This window comes from Curtobacterium sp. PhB128 (assembly GCF_004340725.1).
Lineage (GTDB): Bacteria > Actinomycetota > Actinomycetes > Actinomycetales > Microbacteriaceae > Curtobacterium.
This window is the reverse complement of sequence record NZ_SLUR01000003.1, coordinates 90335-107112: the sequence shown is the minus strand read 5'-3', so window position 1 is coordinate 107112 and position 16778 is coordinate 90335. Positions and strand designations below refer to the sequence as shown.

Here is a 16778-nt window from a genome sequence, read left to right as displayed (position 1 = left end):
AAGGCACCCGTGCGACTTCGCACCCTCATCGCAATCTTCATCCCGGCAACCGTGCTCGCCACAGCACTGACCATTGCTGCCCCGGCAAGTGCGCACGACGCACTTTCATCAGCAACGCCCGCCGCAGACACCACCATCAGCGGCGACCTCGACACGGTCACCCTGACGTTCTCCGAGCAGCCCTTGGCGGGGCTGGAATCCGGACTAGTGATCAGCGTCACCGGACCCAACGGCGCCGAAGTCACCACGGGCACATTGGAAGTCGACGGCAGCACCCTCACCAAATCCGTCAATGTCACCGCCCCCGGCACGTACAACCTTGCCTGGCGGAGCGTCTCGGTTGATGGGCACCCGATCTCCGGTGGCTACCAGTTCACCTCCACCGGCAGCACCGCATCTGCCACACCGACGGCACGGGCCACTACGCCATCGGCAACACCGACAAGCGCCTCTCCGACCGCACGAGCAACGGCCGCAGCGCAGGGCGGAGGGAGGGACACCAGTCCGGCGATCTGGGCCCTTGGCGGTCTGACCGGGCTGTTCGTCCTCGCGGTCGTCGGGATCCTGCTCATCACCCGCCGCCGTCCAAAGGCTCCCGAATGATGCGGCGCACCACGGTCGCCGCGGCGACCATCATCGCGATCGTCATCGCTGCGCTGCCTGCAGTACCCGCGGCGGCGGCAACGGCACCGGCACCGAGCTGGGCGGACGTGCTCCGCGCTCGAGGCGATGAGGCGGCCGCCTCCCGGCAGGCCGAGCAGATCGCAGCGCTCGTCACGGAACTCGAGGACACGACCGTGACGGCCAAGGCGGCCGCTGATGCTCGCGGACGGGAGCTGCAAGTCGCTCAGGATGCCGCAGACGCTGCGGCGGGCCGCTTCGACACGCTCACCGCGCAGGCCGATGATGCACGAGCGGACGCCGCCGGCGCGGAGGAGCAGATCGCGTCCTGGTCGGCGTATCTCTCCCGGTCGGCAGGACGCGATCTCACGGTGAGTATCACGGCGGACACTGACGATCTCCTCTCTCGTCTGGGCACGGCGTCCAAAGTCACCGACACCATGAACACCACGCTCCGAGACGCCGCGACCAAGGCTGGGACCGCGACGGCGTTGAGTAAGCAAGCGAAGGCAGCGAAACGGAAGCGGGACCAGCTCCGGAACACCGCTGCCGGCGCCTTCACCGCAGCGTCAACGGCCGCTGCAGAAGCCGCCGCTGCGGAGGCCACCCAGCGCAGCCGCCAGCGGGAACTCAACGACCAGCTCGCGGTGCTGCGCAACCGGACGCTGAGCACGGAGGCGGCATACACGGAGGCGGAGCGGCGCCGCGCTGCAGCTGCACGAGCCGCCGCGGCGGCTGCTGCAGCACAAGCCGCGCAGAACCGTCCACAGACCCCGTCGAACCCCGGCGCGGTTTCCGCATCCGGTTGGACGATGCCAATCACGTCGTACCGCTCGTACCAGGCGTACGGCAACCGGCTGCACCCCGTACTGGGCTACTACCGCCTCCACGCAGGCGACGACTTCGGAGCCGCATGCGGCACCGGCCTCTACGCCGCATCCGCCGGCACCGTCACCTACGCCGGCCCGTACGGCGGCTACGGGAACCTCATCACGGTTGACCACGGCGGCGGCGTCACCACCAACTACGCGCACATGTTCCCTGCCGGGGTGCAAGTTGCTGTCGGGCAGCGTGTCAGCGCCGGACAGAAAATCGCGGAAGTCGGCAATGCCGGACTCTCCACTGGCTGTCACCTGCACTTCGAGGTGCGTCAGGGCGGTACCGCGATCCCACCAACCCCGTTCCTCAATGGCAAGGGGGCGTGATGGGGCCCATTCGGGCGACGTGGTCCGCCGTGCAAGTCGTTGTCCTGACGATCACCGTTGCAGTGTGCGGCGTGATGCTGCTCCGCGACGGCCCAGGGCCCGGCGGCATCTACGTCATTGGCGCGGTCTGCTTCGGGCTCGCCCTCATCGGACACGCCACCGTTCTCCTGCTCGCACGTTCCGCTCGACGCGGCGCCCCCGCTCCCAACCCAGCAAAGGGACCTCATGACTCGTAGCACCCGCATCGGTGTCGTTTCCGGCCTCATCGCCGGCGCACTCGTCCTGATCGTCATCGCCGTCTTCGTCATCCGCGCCTACGTTCCCTCCGCGCCGACCGCAGCAACAGCGGCGTCCTCGAGCCCAACCGGTGCCGTCACGCCAACACGGGTCCTCGGGCCCCCTGGCAAGGGCTCCGTCACCGTTGTCGAATTCCTCGACTTCGAATGCGAAGCATGCGCGGCGTTCTACCCCTACGTCGAGGACCTCCGCAAGAAGTACGAAGGTGACGTCACCTTCGGGTTCCGGTACTTCCCCCTCCCCGGCCATGGCAACTCCCGCACCGCTGCCGCCGCCGTCGAGGCTGCCGCCCAGCAGAACAAGGTTGAGGGCATGTACCAGCGCATGTACGAGACGCAAAAGGAGTGGGGCGAGCGAGGCACCGACTCTCAGGCCGAACGATTCCGCGGCTACGCCAAAGACCTCGGCCTGAACATGAGCCGCTACGACCGCGACGTCACCAGCAAGACTGTGCTCGAGCGCATTCAACGAGACGTCAATCTCGGAACGACACTGGGCGTGAACAGCACACCCACGTTCTTCATCAACGGCGAAGTGGTTCCCCTGCAGACCTACGCTGACCTGCAGACCGCAGTGGACGCCGCTGTGCAGGAAAGTCGATGACCCGCCGGCCATCTTGGCGACGAGCCGCGCCCGCAACGGCGGCGATCATGGCGGTGATGCTGCTGGCGGGATGCGCTGGCGGGCAGAACGGCACGCTGAGCTCGCAGTACCGCGGCGGCGAAACGAAGAACTACGTCTCCGGCGACGGCACCGTGACGCAGGTGCCAACGTCCAACCGGAGCGCTCCGGTACAGTTTGACGAGACCGCGATGGACGGCACGCAGCTGAACAGCGAGGAGCTCCGCGGGCAGGTCGTCGTTCTCAACTTCTGGTACGCCTCCTGCCCGCCCTGCCGCGCTGAGGCGAAGCACCTCAACAAGGTCGCGGAGCGCTTCGCAAGCCGAGACGTACAGTTCATCGGCGTCAACGTCCGCGACGCGCAGGGCACAGCGGAAGCCTTCGAACGCCGCTTCAACGTGACGTACCCGTCGATCCTCGACAACGACACCGGTCGCATGCAACTCGCGCTCTCCGGCGACGTGGCGCCAAACGCTGTCCCCACCACGATCGTTCTCGACGTGCGAGGCAGGGTCGCCGTGCGGATCCTCGGAGCTATCGGCGGGCCGGGAACCCTCGCCACACTCATCGAAGACGAACTCACCCGAGCGTGAGGAACAACCCCCCGCCAGGTCACCAGACCGACGCCGACCGCAGCCCAGGTTCTCAGCGCGGGCGCTCCCTCGCGACGGTCATCGGGGTCGCAGTCCTCGTCGCGGCCGTGGATCAGCAGACCAAGCTGTGGGCGCTCTGGCACCTCGACCCGCACCGGACCCTCCCCGTCCTCGGTGACCTCGTCGGCTTGCAACTTGCGTTCAACCGTGGAGCGGCGTTCTCTCTCGCAGAAGGACGAACCTGGATACTCTCCGTCCTCGCAGCACTCGTGATAGCCAGCCTGCTGGTGTGGGCGGCGACCGGCCTCCGACTCATCATCGCTGTCGGTGTCGGCTGTCTGATCGGTGGCGCAGCCAGCAACCTCAGCGACCGGCTCACCCGCGGGCAGAACATCGGCGAAGGTGCCGTCGTCGACATGATCAACTACGCCGACATCGCGATCGGCAACGTTGCGGACATCGCCATCCTCGTCGGCGTCGTCATCCTCGCGGTCACCTTCTCTCGGTCCCCGAACCCCCGATCCCAAAACGGCAAAGACGGCCCTCCCGGCGCCTCCGACTACCCCACCGAGCCCCGAAACCAGGAGCCTCGATGACGTTGCAGGAGACAGTCTTCAGTGGGCAGATGCTGGCTGCCGTTCCGATTGCCATGCTCGCCGGGCTCATTTCGTTCGCGTCCCCATGCGTTCTTCCGCTGGTGCCGGGGTACCTGGGCTTCGTCAGTGGCTCCGCGTCCACGGTCACAACGCGACGCACTCTCGGCGGAGCCGCACTCTTCGTCGTCGGGTTCGGACTGGTGTTCGTCGCCTACGGTGCAGCATTCGGCACCGCTGGCGCGTGGCTGTTCCGATGGCAGGACGTCATCATCCGCATCCTGGGGCTCATCGTCATCATTATGGGAGCCGCGTTCATCGGGCTCTTCCGTCCACTCCAACGGACCGTCCGAACATCATGGAGACCGCGACCCGGTCTCCTCGGAGCACCACTCCTAGGCGCAACGTTCGGATTGGGCTGGACGCCCTGCTTTGGTCCCACCCTCGCGACCATCACCGCTCTCAGCCTCGACTCCGGTACAGGACTCCGCGGCGCAGCCCTCGGCTTGGCCTACTGCCTCGGCCTCGGCCTCGGCATTCCCTTCATCATCGTCGCTGCCGGCTTCGGATGGGCCAGCCGAACCGTGACGTTCCTACGGACCCACATCCGGGCGATCAATCTCCTCGGCGGATGCATCCTCATCGCCACCGGGATCGCCATGCTGACCGGGGTCTGGACCCTCATCATGTCCATCCTGCAAGGCATGATCGCGAACACAACAGTTGTCCTGTAACCCCCGGAACTCCCCACCCAGCTCGTGGATCTCGCAGTGACCCGCCGACCACACGTCGCTCGTCGCTCGTCGCCTCTATGGTGCCCCGCGCACACCGTCGCCGAAGCCGCCTCGTCCGCGCTGACGAAATGGTGGTCGACCGCTGCAGGACCCAGCATCAAGTGGTCATTGGCCCGACTCTGGCTGGAACGAGCCAAGGTACCAGCCGTACGTAGATGATCATGCCGACGAGCTCGACGAGGGTCTGCGTCACCACGACGACCGGTGCGAGGCCGAGGTCGGGTGGGAGTGCGAGTGCGAGCGGGAGGACGACCAGGGAGTTCCGCGTGGCACCGCTGAACACCAGCGCGCGCCGGCTGGGGACGTCGAGCCTGGCGATTCTGCCGGCGATCGTCCCGAGTGCGGCCATCACCGCCAGGAACGTCCCGTAGATGGGTACCAGCACGATGAGCCGGGTGACGTTCTCGGCGACGGCGCCCGCCTGTGAAGCGACGACAACGAACAGGGTCGCCATCATGAGGGGCACCATCAGGCCCTGCATCAGCCCCTCAACACGTTGGCCGAAACGCGTCCGCTTCGCGAGTGCCTGCGTCGCCGCGGCTGCGGCCAGCGGCAAGACGATCAGGACGAGGAACGCTTCGACGAACGGTCCGATGTCGACTGCGGCGACCCCGGTGGGGCCGATGAACAGCAGCAGGTAGACGGGGAGCAACAGGATCTGCATCAACATCAGCAGGGGTGCCGCCGCGAGCAGCCGCGCGGACGCACCGCCGGCGAGGCCGGAGAACACGATGACGTAGTCGATGCATGGTGTCAGCAGCACCAGCAGCACGCCGAAGAGCAGTGGCGGGTCGCCGGCAACGAACCGGGACAGCGCGAACACCACGACCGGCACGACGACGAAGTTCAGCACGAGCACCGTGCCGAGGAAGCGAACGTCTCGGACCGCTCGTCCGATCGCGGCGAACGGCACCCCGAGGAACGTCGCGTAGAGCAGAAGTCCGAGGACGGGGTTGATACCGACCTCGAGGCGCTCCGCTCCAGGCAGCACCAGTCCGGCTCCGGCGCCGATGGCGATCGCGGCCAGGTAGAGCAGGATCTGGTGAGCCTCCATCGCGGAGACGAGCCGCTTCACCGGAACGCTCCGGCCGCATCAGGGGTGTGCACGAACGTTGACCCTAAACGTTCCAGTGCGCTGGAAGGTCAAGCCGTACGCTGCTGACGTGCGCATCTCGGAAGCCAGCCGCAGAACCGGTGTCGCAGCGACCACGCTGCGGTACTACGAGTCCCTTGGCCTGATCGGCAGCCGCCGGCTCGAGAACGGGTACCGCGACTACGACGACGCCGCGATCGACCGGGTCGGGTTCATCCAGGCGAGCAAGGAGCTCGGCCTCTCCCTCGTCGACGTCGCCGCGCACCTCGTCACGGTTGATACCCGATCCTGCACGGACGTCCGCGACACCATGCGTCCCGTCCTCGCCCGACGTCTTCAGGAGATCGACGACAAGATCGCCCGACTGCAGCAGCTCCGCGGGCGGTTGGCGCAAGCGGATCAGGACTTCGCGGGATGCCCGGACCGTGACGAGCACTGCAGCACGCAGTGCGTCATCGCCGACGGCATCGGCGCAACTGCCCGGCGTCCCGGAAGGTAACCGCGCGGCCGAGGGTTAGCGCGTCGGTGCGGTGATGAGGCCGGCGAGGGTATCGAGCGCGCCGGGCACGAGGGAGAAGTACGCCCAGGTGCCGCGCTTCTCGCGGTGGAGGATCCCGGCGTCGACGAGGACCTTGAGATGGTGTGACACGGTCGGCTGGGACAGGCCGAGCGGTTCCTGCAGGTCGCACACGCACGCCTCGGCGCCGTCGTGCGCGGCGACCATCGAGATCAGCCGGAGCCGCGCCGGGTCGGCGATCGCCTTGAGCGACTTCGCCAGGACCTCAGCGGACGCCTGGTCCATCGGCTCGGTGGTGACTGGCGAGCAGCACGCGGTGACGTCCTGGATGGGAAGCAGCTCGATCGTCATGGGCTCATCCTCCCACGGACTTCGACACGCGTCTATATTTGCGTTCATCGATATCGACGTGCTTCGATGTACGCGCCGTCTTTCGGCTCCCGCTCGATCCTTGAAGGACCAGCCTGATGACTCACCTCCTCGCCGTCGGTGGCAGTGACGCCGGCATTGCCGCGGCGCTCCGCGCCCGTGAACTCGACCCGTCGACGGATGTGACGGTGGTGCTCGCGGATGAGTTCCCGAACTTCTCGATCTGCGGTATCCCGTACTGGGTGTCCGGGGATATCGCCACGGAAGCGTCGCTCGCGCACCGCTCCCGCGCCGACCTCGAGGCCGCCGGTATGACCGTCCGCTCCTCCACGTGGGCTTCCGCCGTCGACGTCGACCGTCGCTTGCTGACCGTCATCGGTCCCGCCGGCGAGGATGAGATCTCCTACGACGAGCTGCTGATCGGCACCGGCGCCGAGCCGGTGCGTCCGGCTGGGGTCCCGTTCGGGGAGCCGGGCATTCACCTGCTGCACTCCATGACTGATGCCGAGCAGGTCGTCGCTGCCCTCGAGCTGCTGCCGGCGGGGAGCCGGGTCGCGGTCGTCGGTGCCGGCTACATCGGCCTGGAGATGACCGAAGGGCTCGTCGCCCGTGGGTTCGACACCACGCTGATCCAGCGCGGCCCGGAAGTGCTCTCCACCCTCGACCCAGAACTCGGCTCCCTTGTCACCGCCGAGGTCCGCCGCCACGGCGCGACCGTCCTGACTGGTTCCACCGTCACCGGGATCACACCAACCGCCGGCGGTGAGTGGCGCGTCGCCACCAGCTCGACGTCCGGTGATGCGGAGGGCACGTTTGCGCTCGTCGTGGTCTGTGTCGGTGTCCGCCCGGTCACGGACCTCGCTGTCGCTGCCGGCGTGCAGCTGGGTCAGGCCGGCGCGATCGTCGTCGACGCGTCCATGCGGACTGGGGTGCCGCATGTGTGGGCTGCGGGTGACTGCGTCGTGACGCACCACCGCCTCCTCGGCACGACCTGGTTGCCGCTCGGTACGACGGCGCACAAGCAGGGTCGCGTCGCCGGGGAGAACATGCTCGGTGGTAGCAAGGTCTTCGCAGGTTCCGTGGGGACGCAGGTGGTGAAGGTGTTCGACCTCGTCGCCGCCCGCACCGGCCTCCGCCAGCACGAGACCGGCCCACTGGACGTGTCGCCGCTGACGCGGGTGACGGTGGCGGATGACCACAAGCGGTACTACCCGGGTGCGGTGCCGCTGACGATCAGCGTCACCGGCGACCAGTCCACGGGCCGGCTCCTCGGTGCGCAGATCGTCGGTCAGCGGACTGCGGAGATCAGCAAGCGGATCGACACGTTCGCCACTGCCCTTTACGCGGAGCTCACCGTGGACGACGTCATCGATCTCGACCTCTCCTACACGCCGCCGCTCGGATCCCCGTGGGACGCCGTGCAGGTCGCCGCGCAGGGCTGGGAACGCGCCGCCGCAGCGGCGAACCAGGCCGGGGTGACCGCCTGATGGTGATGGCTGTGGTCGCGGCGGCGATCTTCGTCGCGACGCTCGTGGTGGTGATCTGGCAGCCCAAGGGCTTCCCGATCGGCTACACCGCGCTCATCGGCGCCGTCGTCGCCCTCGCCACCACTGTCGTTGGCCTCTCCGACGTCCCGACAGTGGTCGGGATCGTGTGGAACGCGACGCTGACGTTCGTCGCGGTGGTGCTGATCTCGTTGATCCTCGACGAGGCCGGGTTCTTCGAGTGGGCGGCCCTCCACGTCGCCCGTTGGGGCCGCGGCAACGGACGGCTGCTGTTCGTCCTCATCGTGGGCCTCGGCGCCGTCATCGCCGCGGTGTTCGCCAACGACGGTGCCGCGTTGATCCTCACCCCGATCGTCGTCGGGATGCTCCGAGCCCTGAACATGCCGCAGAAGGCAGCGCTGGGGTTCATCCTCGCCACCGGGTTCATCGCCGACACCGGCAGTCTGCCGTTTGTGGTGTCGAACCTGGTCAACATCGTCTCCGCCGACTACTTCCACCTCGGCTTCGCCGAGTACGCCGCCGTCATGATCCCCGTCGGCATCGTCTCGGTCCTGGCGTCCCTCGGCATGCTGCTGGCCTACTTCGGCAGGAGCATCCCGAAGCGGTATGACGTCCTCGCCCTCACTAACCCCGCCGCCGCGGTGAAGGACCGAGCGACGTTCCGCGCCGGCTGGGTCGTCCTGGCACTGCTGCTCGTCGGCTACTTCGCCGCCGACCCACTCGGCGTCCCCCTCGCAGCCGTCGCCGGTGTCGGTGCCGTCGTGATCGTGCTCGTTGCCGCCCGGCAGCCTGCATTCCTCTTCGCCCGCACTGCGTCTGCACCGGTCCTCGTTACCACCGGCGGCACCGCCACCGTCCGTGCCGCTGGTGGCGGAGCAGGGGCGCCGTCGGGGCGGGTGATTCCGGTGTGGAAGACGATCCGGGAGGCGCCGTGGCAGATCGTGCTGTTCTCCATCGGCATGTACCTCGTCGTCTACGGCCTCCAGAACCAGGGCCTCACCGACCACCTCGCGACGCTGTTCGACGTGTTCGGTGACCACGGGGTCCTCGTCACCGCGCTCGGCGTCGGGTTCACCATCGCGATCCTCGCGTCCCTGATGAACAACATGCCCACCGTCCTCATCGCCGCTCTCGCCATCAGCGGTGCCGGAGCGACCGGGCTGACGCACGACGTGATGGTCTACGCCAACGTCATCGGCTCCGACCTCGGCCCGAAGATCACCCCCATCGGATCCCTCGCGACGCTGTTGTGGTTGCACGTGCTGGAGAAGAAGGGCATCCACATCGGGTGGGGGCAGTACTTCCGCACCGGCATCGTCCTCACCATCCCCGTCCTCGCCATCACCCTCGCCGCCCTCGCCGGCTGGCTCACCCTCATCCACTGAACCCGAAAAGACACACACCCATGAGCAACAAGCCCACGATCCTGTTCGTCTGCGTCCACAACGCCGGACGCTCCCAGATGGCCGCCGGCTACGCCCAGGCCCTCGGCGGCGACCGCGTCGAGGTCATCTCCGCCGGCAGTGCGCCGAAGGACCAGATCAACCCGATCGCGATCCAGGCGATGGCCGAAGACGGCATCGACATCGCCGGCAACCAGCCGAAGATCCTCACCACCGACGCCGTCCGCGACTCCGACGCCGTCATCACCATGGGATGCGGCGACGCCTGCCCGATCTTCCCCGGGAAGCGGTACGAGGACTGGGAACTCACCGACCCCGCCGGCCGCGGCATCGAGGACGTCCGCCCCATCCGCGACGACATCAAGCACCGCGTCCAGACGCTCCTCGCCGAGCTGCTGCCCGCCGAAGCAACCGCGTAACGACCAGGAAGCCGCAGACCATGACGCTCACCCTCACCGTCCCACCCCGGACCGACGCGGACCGCCTCACCGGACTCCCCGTCGCGATCATTGGTGCCGGCCCCGTCGGCCTCGCTGCCGCCGCGCACCTCCTTGAGCGCGGCCTCGATGTCGTCGTCTACGAAGCTGGGCCGACCGTGGGGACGAGCGTTCGCGCTTGGGGGCACACGCGGCTGTTCTCCCCGTGGCAGTACGTCATCGACCCTGCCGCCCAGCGCCTCCTGGAAGCCACCGGCTGGGAAGCACCTCGAGCGGCGTCGTTGCCCACTGGCCACGACCTCGTCGACACGTACCTGGCACCCCTGGCAGCGACCCCGCAGCTCGCACCGGTGATCCAGTACGGCACCCGCGTGGAAGCGGTATCCCGGCAGGGCATGGACCGCACCCGCTCCACCGGCCGAGCCGACACCCCATTCCTGCTCCGCCTCCACACCGCCGACGGCGTCACTGACGTGACTGCGCGTGCGGTCGTCGACACCTCGGGCACCTACACGTCCCCGAACCCCCTCACTGCCGCCGGCCTCGCACCCGCCGCGGACCTCGGCGACCGGGTCGTCCACGCACTGCCTGACGTCCTCGGCGCCGACCGGGCCCGGTTCGCCGGTCGTCGGGTCCTCGTCGTCGGTGCCGGCCACTCCGCAGCGAACACGCTCATCAAGCTCGCCAGCCTCGCCAAGACCGCGCCGGGAACCGACGTGCTGTGGGCTGTCCGAAACGCCGGCACCGCCCGGCTCGGCGCCGACGCCGCCGACGGCCTCGCCGCCCGCGGGCAGCTCGGGTCCACCGTCCACGGGCTCGTCGAATCCGGTCAAGTGCAGCAGATCGCCTCGTACGAGATCGACGACGTCCAACCCGACGGCGACCAAGTCACCATCACCGGACGTCGCGCCGGCGAGCCCTTCGCGGTGACCGTCGATGTCATCGTGAACGCGACCGGGTTCCGGCCCGACCTCGACATGCTCCGCGAAATCCGGCTCGGCCTCGACGACATCGTCGAAGCACCCCGCGCCCTCGCACCACTGATCGACCCGAACCTGCACTCCTGCGGGTCCGTGCCCCCGCACGGCGTCGCGGAGCTTGCGCACCCGGAGCCGAACTTCTTCATCGCCGGGATGAAGTCCTACGGCCGAGCCCCCACGTTCCTGCTCCTCACCGGCTACGAGCAGGTCCGCTCCATCGCCGCCGAACTCGCCGGAGACCACACCGGAGCCCGACAGCTCGAACTCGTCCTCCCCGAAACGGGTGTCTGCTCCACCGACATCGGTGGCAGCTCCTGCTGCACCACCCCGGCCGCCACTGCCACTCCCGCAGCTGAGGACGCTGCCTGCTGCACTCCGCCTGACTCGGCTACCGGCAACACCTCGTGCTGCACCAACTGACCGAACCTGCGTCCATGACCACGAAGCCCACTGTCCTGTTCATCTGCAAGCACAACGCCGGCCGCTCCCAGCTCGGCGCAGCACTCCTCGAACTCGCCGCACCCGACCGGTACACGGCCACCTCCGCCGGCATCAGCCCAGCCGACGAGTTGAACCCCTCGATCGCCGCGACCGTGGACGAGCTCGGCCTCGACATCACCGGACGCATACCCCGGCGCGTGACGCCCGACCTACTCGAACAGGCGGACATCGTCGTCCTTATGAAGCCCGGCCTTGAGCTGCCTGCAGAACCACGCGGCACGGTCCTGGAGTGGTCGTTCCCTGACCCGACCTCCTGGTCGCCAGACGACGTGCGACCGATGCGGGACGCCGTCGCGGAACGCATCGAGCGAGAGCTCCTGCAGCCGTAGCAACCGGCCAACCCGACACGGAGCGAAGTCCGACTCACGACACGGAGCAAAGCTGCTCACACCATAGGTCATCCACGTTTGCAGACTGACGAGGTGCGGTGACGTTCACTCCGTCCCGACAGCCGGTCGTTGGCTGGGCACTTCGCTGACTCGGGGCGGTGAGCCGTTCCGTCCTACGTGGCGCCGGGCAGCTCCGTCGCACATAGGTGGTCCGCATCGAATCTCATTTCGGGTGCCCTATACGGGCGGGCCGCCAGCGTCAGTCCTCGCTCGTACGATCCGTCCCGTAGGTCGTCGTCGTTCGAATCGTTGGGTGCCGCCGCAGCCGTTCTCGCTTGAGGAAGAGGCGCGAGGCGAGGACGTGCGGGAGCTTGAGCAGCCGATGCCGGTGTACGCCTGGTTCCAGCTGCCGGACAGGCTTATTCGCCGAGATGATGCGGTCGCTCGAAGCATGACTCGTGATGCGGTCTGGGTGGAAGCGGGTCGCGGCGAGACGAAGCTGACGGCATGGGTGTTGCGGAGTGCGGTGCGGCATCGAGCCGAGGAGCGGTCGAGCTGATCCGCACTGTCAAACGCTGAATAGCGTGCAGCGACGTCCCACAAGTACTTGCCGCGCCTCGTCGGTGAGCAGGGAGGTCGAACCCTCCGAGGCGACGCTCCACGTGTTTCGCCCCGGTTCAACGACGGCGAAGGGTTGCGCGTCGGCGTAGATGGCGAGGACCGTTCTATCTGGCGCTGTGCGGCCGAGATCGAGAAGCAGCTCACCGCGCCAGGTGGGTACTCGGGCGGTGTAGCTGTATGGACCGTCGGGTGCGTTGTCGGGTAGATCGAACAAGCGGTCAGAGCCTGTCCCCACGAGCACCGCGTGGGCGGCGGAGCGTCCGAGGAGATCGGCGATGTCGAACAGTGCGTCGCTGACGAAGGGGGCGGTTTAGAAAGGCACTCCACCAGTGCGGACGTCCATGGTGCTCCGTGCGGAGGAGGACGAAGCGAGCGTTGTCGCGAGTCTCGCTGACCACGAGGACGCTACCGACGGTCATCTGTGCGAGGAGTTCTGCGGCGCCGGTCAGCGTGAGGGGCTTGGCTGCGGTCTCCGCGTTGAAGCGCGAGTTCTCAAGCGAGTTGTCAGTCACATGGGGAGCTATGCGGCGAAGTCCGATGCCCGTCAAGCGGCCCCTTACGGAGTGTGGCGGATCGCGTTCGCAGGGCGCCCCTGGTCAGGGGGATTCCCGTTTGACGGGTGGGTGGCCGCGGACGCCGGCGATGTTCGGCAGGTGAACGAAGAGCGAGATCCGGTCGGTTGGTGGTTCGCCGCGAACGCGGAACGCTGCCGCGCCGATGCGGTCAAGCTCTGGTGCGAACAGGCGTGCCTTGGCTGCGGAGATGTGGCCGACTTTTCGTGTGGCGTCCCAGACGGCGACGGCGTTGTTGTCATGTCGGTTCCGTGGTTCGCGCACGAGCCAGTACTCGTGCCCGCCGACGGAGTGGCGGTGCCGGTCCGGCACGTAGGCGAAGGTGCCCTTGACTCGGAACCGGGAAGCGGCCAGCGACGTGAGGTCCTCGGCGTCGCTGAAGTCGGGGTGACGCTCCCGACGTTCTTGTGCTGCCGCTTGCAGCGTTGCAGCGGGCGCCCCGGTCGCTACCTTCGGCTTCGCTGGCTGCGAGGTCGTGTCCGGCGGGGTGGATGAAAGCGGAGCCCGTTTCGATTGGTGCCGGAGCGCGCGGACGGCGAAGTACGCGATCACCAATGCGCATAGGACGACGAGCAAGGCGGCCACGGTCGAAGCGTATGGAGGCTTTCGACTCGGCTGCAATGCCCCACTCGAGGGCACGTCTCCCCGGTTGCCCCAATCGGCTACCCGTCGATCGGTGTCCGCAAGTGTTGATTCAACGCCACGTCGAGTTCCCGCGGCAGCCACAGGAACCCGGGCGCCTGATTCGGGACCTCGGGGAGCGCATGAAGTGCTGGAACGAGCTGAGCGATGGCGTCGTTGACCGTGACGACCTGCGCCTCGTATACGTCGGCCTGGTACCAGCGCGGCCCGACTCGGGTCCTGGCGCCACCGTCTGGTCGTGCGGTGACGGGCCAGCACGACCACCGCCACTGGTACCCGACTCTGGAGACATCGCCGCAGACGTACACGCGGTCTGCCCAGCCGAGGACTTCGAAGGTGTTGACGCTGCCGAACGTGCCGGCGTCGTCGAGGTCGAAGGTGCGCATGATCGCCGCCCACGGGTTCTGCGGGGTGCGTGCACGGATGATGTCCTTCGCCTGCGGCAGGTTGTTGAGCGGCTCCCACGCGGTGCGGGTGTCGTTGTCGCGGTACCAGAGCTCCTCCTCGGCGTTCGCGTCCGGGGCCAGCAGTAGGGAGGGCAGGAGCTCGGGGGCTCGTGACGCTGCCAGCGTGTTGTCGATTCTCATCTCGGTTTGGTGTTGGTCACGATGGAAGATTCCAGCGGAGGTCGTAGACAGTGTCGGCGAGGAACTGGAGCCGGTTGCGGATGTCGTGGAGGGCTTTGTTGTCGTCGTCGTTGCGGGTGTCGGCGCGGAGGAGTGTGTTGGCGGTGATGAAGTCGTCCGTGTGGTTGCTGTACCCGGCTGCTTTCGCGGTGGGGAAGATGGTGGGGTCGGCGGGGATGATGAGTTCGGTGCCGGCGTAGTCGTGGTCTTCGGGTTCGAAGCCGAGTCCGGGCATGTCGATCTCGGCCGGGGCGTAGGCGACGAGGCGGAACGGCGGCGGAACGTGGTCGGGCCGGAACCGGGATGCGTCGCGTTCGGTTGCCCACCTGCCCGACATCAGGCAGCCCGCACCGATCAGAACTTCTGCTTGATGCTGAATCGGCAACGCTGACCGCCATCTCGCGCGGATTCCACCCACCCCGGGATAGCACGCGATCGAAAAGTCCACGAGGCCGCCGACCTGACGGGATTCCCATCCGATGCTGGTCCTGTGCACGCGTTTGCCAAGTCGTGCGAGTGCGTCATCCACCTGCCCCGGCATGAATCCTCCACGTTCGACAAGTTCGTCGAAGGTGGCCCCGTTCACGGCGAGCATCCGTGCCACAGCGAATGTGATGTAGATCGGGGCGGCGTCCTTCCACCGATCCCAGCTACCCAACCGCTGCTTCCCGTCCGCCCAAAGGCGCCGTCGCTCGACGTCAACGAGGAGGACGTTCGGGTTCTGTTCCGCGAGCGCGATCAGCGACGGTGACAGCACCCGCGGTACCAGCAGGATCAGTTCAGAGTCCTTCTGCTGTTCGGTGCGGGGGTTCTTCGTGGCGGTGTGGAGGCGGGCTCTGCGGCCGTCTACGAGGCGGAGCGTGTCGTGGGACTCGACGACCGCGTTCAGGCCGGCGAGTTTGAGGACAGCGAGCGCGTCGGTGAGGTCCGCGGTCTCGCCAAGCCCATACGGGAGCGTGATGTGCGGACGTCCCGCGTAGGCGTCGGCGACCCATTGCAGTGCGGGTCCCATCAGCGGCGCTCGTCCGGGGTGTCCGGGCGGATGAGCGCCATGAGCCAACTCGCTTCGGTGAGGAACGGCTCCCATCCGTCGCGGGTGTCACCGTGTGCTGGTTCGCAGCGGTAGCCGCCGTCGCTGTCGGTGCTGCTGACGAGGACCTGCCGGAGTTCGGTGTCGGGTGGGTCGCGGAAGTACATGTGTCCGTGGGTGCCGGCCATGTCGAACGCGACGGTGAGCAGGAACAGCTCCGGTCGGGTGGTCACCAGCGCCACCGCCGTCCGCGGAATAAGGCGATGACGGTGGCGACGGGCCGTCCTTGCTGCATCCAGGCCAACGGTGTCAGGGGCACGTCGTCGACGCTGAGGAACTGCCGGGGTGTGGTCATGAACTCGGTCATCGCTGCCGCGTCGAGGAGCCGCTGCGGCGCTGCCGCGAACAGCACGTCAAGCCCCGGTAGGAGCACGGCGGGGTCGCCGAACTCGGGGAGGGCGGGTTGGACGAGTTGCCAGTCGGGGATGCGTTCTTCACCGTCGAGGTCGAAGCTGGTCAGCAGGTTCGACCCGAACAATTCACCGACCTCATCAACGCTGATCTGCAGCGCGGCGGCGGCTTCCGCTTCGGTGAGGGTCGTCTCCAGCAGGTGGCGGCGAATGCGTGCCTGGGTGGCCTGCCACCACTCTTCGGGAACGTCAGCACCGTCGGCAGGAGCGGCACCGGGTGCGCGGGGGATTTGGCGGCCTTGGTCGGTGTAGGCCTGGAGCTGGTCGATGCTGATCTCACCGCGGGCGTACATCCACAACTGGCCTTGCCAGGGCATGTCGTCCGGGAACCCTTCGAGGTAGCCGGAGTGGATGACTTCCCGGACCGCTTTTTCCCGCTTCGCGATCTCGGAGGCGGGGATGAGCAGGGTTTGGACGATGCGGTTCGCTTCGCGTGTTGCGGGGATGGTCAGGTCGGTGAGATGCCGCCGGTTCCGGTCAACGAGCTCGTAACCGGGCTCTTTGTCGCTGTGTTCAATCATGATCCGCGCCATCGACGCTGCCGGGTCGTCGGTGTCCTCGAGGAGGACATGCCCCCAGAGGATCCGGTCGTTCGAGAGGTGTAGGGAAACCAGACGCATCATCAGCAGTACCTCCAAGAAATCGTCAACAGGCGAGCGGGACCGGGGCAGGTCAGCTGGCCGGTGGGTTGGGTCGGGTTCGGCCGATGCGTTCCGGCTGCTCGGTGAGGATGAACCGCATCAGGCGCTCCGTTTCCGCCATCGCCGCGACCGACACGTCGCTCCCGGTCGGGTCGGTGGTGGTGAGGCGGAACCAGGGCTCCTCGTCCGAGTGGTCGACCAGAACCGTCGCCCACGGCCCATCCGGATCGTTCGAGTCAGTGAAGATGGCGGCGCCGAAAAACCGGACGTCGTCGAACGCCAACGTCAGAGACACCAACTGCAACCTCACGGACGGCT

21 protein-coding genes are annotated in these 16778 nt (G+C 67.5%); 13 read left to right on the top strand and 8 right to left on the bottom strand.

Annotated elements, in window-relative coordinates; genetic code table 11:
- Nucleotides 1-9 precede the first annotated feature (9 nt).
- The 6 genes from EDF23_RS06730 to EDF23_RS06705 all read left to right on the top strand — a co-directional run bounded on the left by EDF23_RS06730 (nt 10) and on the right by EDF23_RS06705 (nt 4664).
- Entirely contained in the window at nt 10-603 is a 594-nt protein-coding gene (locus EDF23_RS06730) for a copper resistance CopC family protein (RefSeq protein WP_165901039.1), read from the top strand.
- Nucleotides 600-1826: a M23 family metallopeptidase gene (locus EDF23_RS06725; RefSeq protein WP_243648836.1), complete on the top strand. Its 1227-nt coding sequence runs from the start codon at nt 600-602 to the stop codon at nt 1824-1826. The genes EDF23_RS06730 and EDF23_RS06725 overlap by 4 nt, the downstream gene beginning before the upstream one ends.
- Nucleotides 1827-2051: 225 nt before the next feature.
- Nucleotides 2052-2726 carry a thioredoxin domain-containing protein gene (locus EDF23_RS06720; protein WP_123937954.1) on the top strand — a complete coding sequence of 225 codons (675 nt, stop codon included), beginning with the start codon at nt 2052-2054 and terminating at the stop codon, nt 2724-2726.
- Entirely contained in the window at nt 2723-3337 is a 615-nt protein-coding gene (locus EDF23_RS06715; protein ID WP_123937952.1) for a TlpA disulfide reductase family protein, read from the top strand. Before EDF23_RS06720 ends, EDF23_RS06715 begins: the two co-directional genes overlap by 4 nt.
- Nucleotides 3334-3933 (top strand): signal peptidase II, encoded by a 600-nt coding sequence (locus EDF23_RS06710; protein ID WP_123937950.1) that lies wholly within the window; start codon nt 3334-3336, stop codon nt 3931-3933. The genes EDF23_RS06715 and EDF23_RS06710 overlap by 4 nt, the downstream gene beginning before the upstream one ends.
- Nucleotides 3930-4664, top strand: a complete 735-nt coding sequence (locus EDF23_RS06705; RefSeq protein ID WP_123937948.1) for a cytochrome c biogenesis protein CcdA — start codon at nt 3930-3932, stop codon at nt 4662-4664. The genes EDF23_RS06710 and EDF23_RS06705 overlap by 4 nt, the downstream gene beginning before the upstream one ends.
- A gap of 157 nt (nt 4665-4821) precedes the next feature.
- On the opposite strand, the gene EDF23_RS06700 is transcribed toward EDF23_RS06705, so the two are convergent.
- Complete coding sequence (locus EDF23_RS06700) at nt 4822-5778, bottom strand: bile acid:sodium symporter (RefSeq protein ID WP_123938119.1); 957 nt, start codon at nt 5776-5778, stop codon at nt 4822-4824.
- Nucleotides 5779-5887: 109 nt separating this feature from the next.
- On the opposite strand from EDF23_RS06700, the gene EDF23_RS06695 reads away from it, so the two are divergent.
- Nucleotides 5888-6316, top strand: coding sequence for a MerR family transcriptional regulator (locus tag EDF23_RS06695; RefSeq protein WP_123937946.1), 429 nt, complete (start codon nt 5888-5890; stop codon nt 6314-6316).
- A gap of 15 nt (nt 6317-6331) precedes the next feature.
- Here the strand turns inward: EDF23_RS06695 and EDF23_RS06690 are convergent, their stop codons facing one another.
- Nucleotides 6332-6685, bottom strand: a complete 354-nt coding sequence (locus tag EDF23_RS06690; RefSeq protein WP_131921211.1) for a metalloregulator ArsR/SmtB family transcription factor — start codon at nt 6683-6685, stop codon at nt 6332-6334.
- 116 nt (nt 6686-6801) lie between these two features.
- Between EDF23_RS06690 and EDF23_RS06685 the strand changes: the two genes are divergently transcribed.
- From EDF23_RS06685 to EDF23_RS06660, 6 genes are all read left to right on the top strand, one after another.
- Nucleotides 6802-8190 (top strand): FAD-dependent oxidoreductase, encoded by a 1389-nt coding sequence (locus tag EDF23_RS06685; RefSeq protein ID WP_131921210.1) that lies wholly within the window; start codon nt 6802-6804, stop codon nt 8188-8190.
- A gap of 5 nt (nt 8191-8195) precedes the next feature.
- On the top strand, nt 8196-9593 hold the full coding sequence (locus EDF23_RS06680; RefSeq protein ID WP_123293747.1) for an arsenic transporter: 1398 nt from the start codon (nt 8196-8198) through the stop codon (nt 9591-9593).
- A 20-nt stretch (nt 9594-9613) separates the two neighbouring features.
- A complete protein-coding gene (locus tag EDF23_RS06675) occupies nt 9614-10030 on the top strand; it encodes an arsenate reductase ArsC (protein WP_123937942.1) in 417 nt (138 codons plus the stop codon).
- 20 nt (nt 10031-10050) lie between these two features.
- A complete protein-coding gene (locus EDF23_RS06670; RefSeq protein ID WP_131921209.1) occupies nt 10051-11448 on the top strand; it encodes an FAD-dependent oxidoreductase in 1398 nt (465 codons plus the stop codon).
- A gap of 14 nt (nt 11449-11462) precedes the next feature.
- Complete coding sequence (locus tag EDF23_RS06665; protein WP_123293750.1) at nt 11463-11858, top strand: low molecular weight phosphatase family protein; 396 nt, start codon at nt 11463-11465, stop codon at nt 11856-11858.
- 313 nt (nt 11859-12171) lie between these two features.
- Complete coding sequence (locus EDF23_RS06660; RefSeq protein ID WP_123293751.1) at nt 12172-12417, top strand: hypothetical protein; 246 nt, start codon at nt 12172-12174, stop codon at nt 12415-12417.
- A gap of 658 nt (nt 12418-13075) precedes the next feature.
- Here EDF23_RS06660 and EDF23_RS19150 read toward each other — a convergent pair.
- The 6 genes from EDF23_RS19150 to EDF23_RS06635 form a co-directional block, all read right to left on the bottom strand.
- Complete coding sequence (locus tag EDF23_RS19150) at nt 13076-13636, bottom strand: HIRAN domain-containing protein (RefSeq protein ID WP_159573340.1); 561 nt, start codon at nt 13634-13636, stop codon at nt 13076-13078.
- Between the two features lie 77 nt (nt 13637-13713).
- Complete coding sequence (locus EDF23_RS19145; RefSeq protein WP_165901037.1) at nt 13714-14280, bottom strand: hypothetical protein; 567 nt, start codon at nt 14278-14280, stop codon at nt 13714-13716.
- Nucleotides 14281-14296: 16 nt separating this feature from the next.
- Entirely contained in the window at nt 14297-15331 is a 1035-nt protein-coding gene (locus EDF23_RS06650; RefSeq protein ID WP_131921207.1) for a hypothetical protein, read from the bottom strand.
- Nucleotides 15331-15582 carry a hypothetical protein gene (locus EDF23_RS06645; protein WP_131921206.1) on the bottom strand — a complete coding sequence of 84 codons (252 nt, stop codon included), beginning with the start codon at nt 15580-15582 and terminating at the stop codon, nt 15331-15333. The genes EDF23_RS06650 and EDF23_RS06645 overlap by 1 nt, the downstream gene beginning before the upstream one ends.
- Nucleotides 15579-16457 carry an antitoxin VbhA family protein gene (locus EDF23_RS06640; RefSeq protein ID WP_131921205.1) on the bottom strand — a complete coding sequence of 293 codons (879 nt, stop codon included), beginning with the start codon at nt 16455-16457 and terminating at the stop codon, nt 15579-15581. The genes EDF23_RS06645 and EDF23_RS06640 overlap by 4 nt, the downstream gene beginning before the upstream one ends.
- 34 nt (nt 16458-16491) lie before the next feature.
- On the bottom strand, nt 16492-16770 hold the full coding sequence (locus EDF23_RS06635; protein WP_123293755.1) for a hypothetical protein: 279 nt from the start codon (nt 16768-16770) through the stop codon (nt 16492-16494).
- Nucleotides 16771-16778: the final 8 nt, after the last annotated feature.

Coding starts and splice junctions, on each gene's coding strand:
- EDF23_RS06725 (WP_243648836.1), top strand. CDS start 600: ATGATGCGGCGCACCACGGTCGCCGCGGCGACCATCATCGCGATCGTC.
- EDF23_RS06720 (WP_123937954.1), top strand. CDS start 2,052: ATGACTCGTAGCACCCGCATCGGTGTCGTTTCCGGCCTCATCGCCGGC.
- EDF23_RS06715 (WP_123937952.1), top strand. CDS start 2,723: ATGACCCGCCGGCCATCTTGGCGACGAGCCGCGCCCGCAACGGCGGCG.
- EDF23_RS06705 (WP_123937948.1), top strand. CDS start 3,930: ATGACGTTGCAGGAGACAGTCTTCAGTGGGCAGATGCTGGCTGCCGTT.
- EDF23_RS06700 (WP_123938119.1), bottom strand. CDS start 5,778: ATGGAGGCTCACCAGATCCTGCTCTACCTGGCCGCGATCGCCATCGGC.
- EDF23_RS06690 (WP_131921211.1), bottom strand. CDS start 6,685: ATGACGATCGAGCTGCTTCCCATCCAGGACGTCACCGCGTGCTGCTCG.
- EDF23_RS06685 (WP_131921210.1), top strand. CDS start 6,802: ATGACTCACCTCCTCGCCGTCGGTGGCAGTGACGCCGGCATTGCCGCG.
- EDF23_RS06680 (WP_123293747.1), top strand. CDS start 8,196: ATGGCTGTGGTCGCGGCGGCGATCTTCGTCGCGACGCTCGTGGTGGTG.
- EDF23_RS06675 (WP_123937942.1), top strand. CDS start 9,614: ATGAGCAACAAGCCCACGATCCTGTTCGTCTGCGTCCACAACGCCGGA.
- EDF23_RS06670 (WP_131921209.1), top strand. CDS start 10,051: ATGACGCTCACCCTCACCGTCCCACCCCGGACCGACGCGGACCGCCTC.
- EDF23_RS06665 (WP_123293750.1), top strand. CDS start 11,463: ATGACCACGAAGCCCACTGTCCTGTTCATCTGCAAGCACAACGCCGGC.
- EDF23_RS19145 (WP_165901037.1), bottom strand. CDS start 14,280: ATGAGAATCGACAACACGCTGGCAGCGTCACGAGCCCCCGAGCTCCTG.
- EDF23_RS06650 (WP_131921207.1), bottom strand. CDS start 15,331: ATGGGACCCGCACTGCAATGGGTCGCCGACGCCTACGCGGGACGTCCG.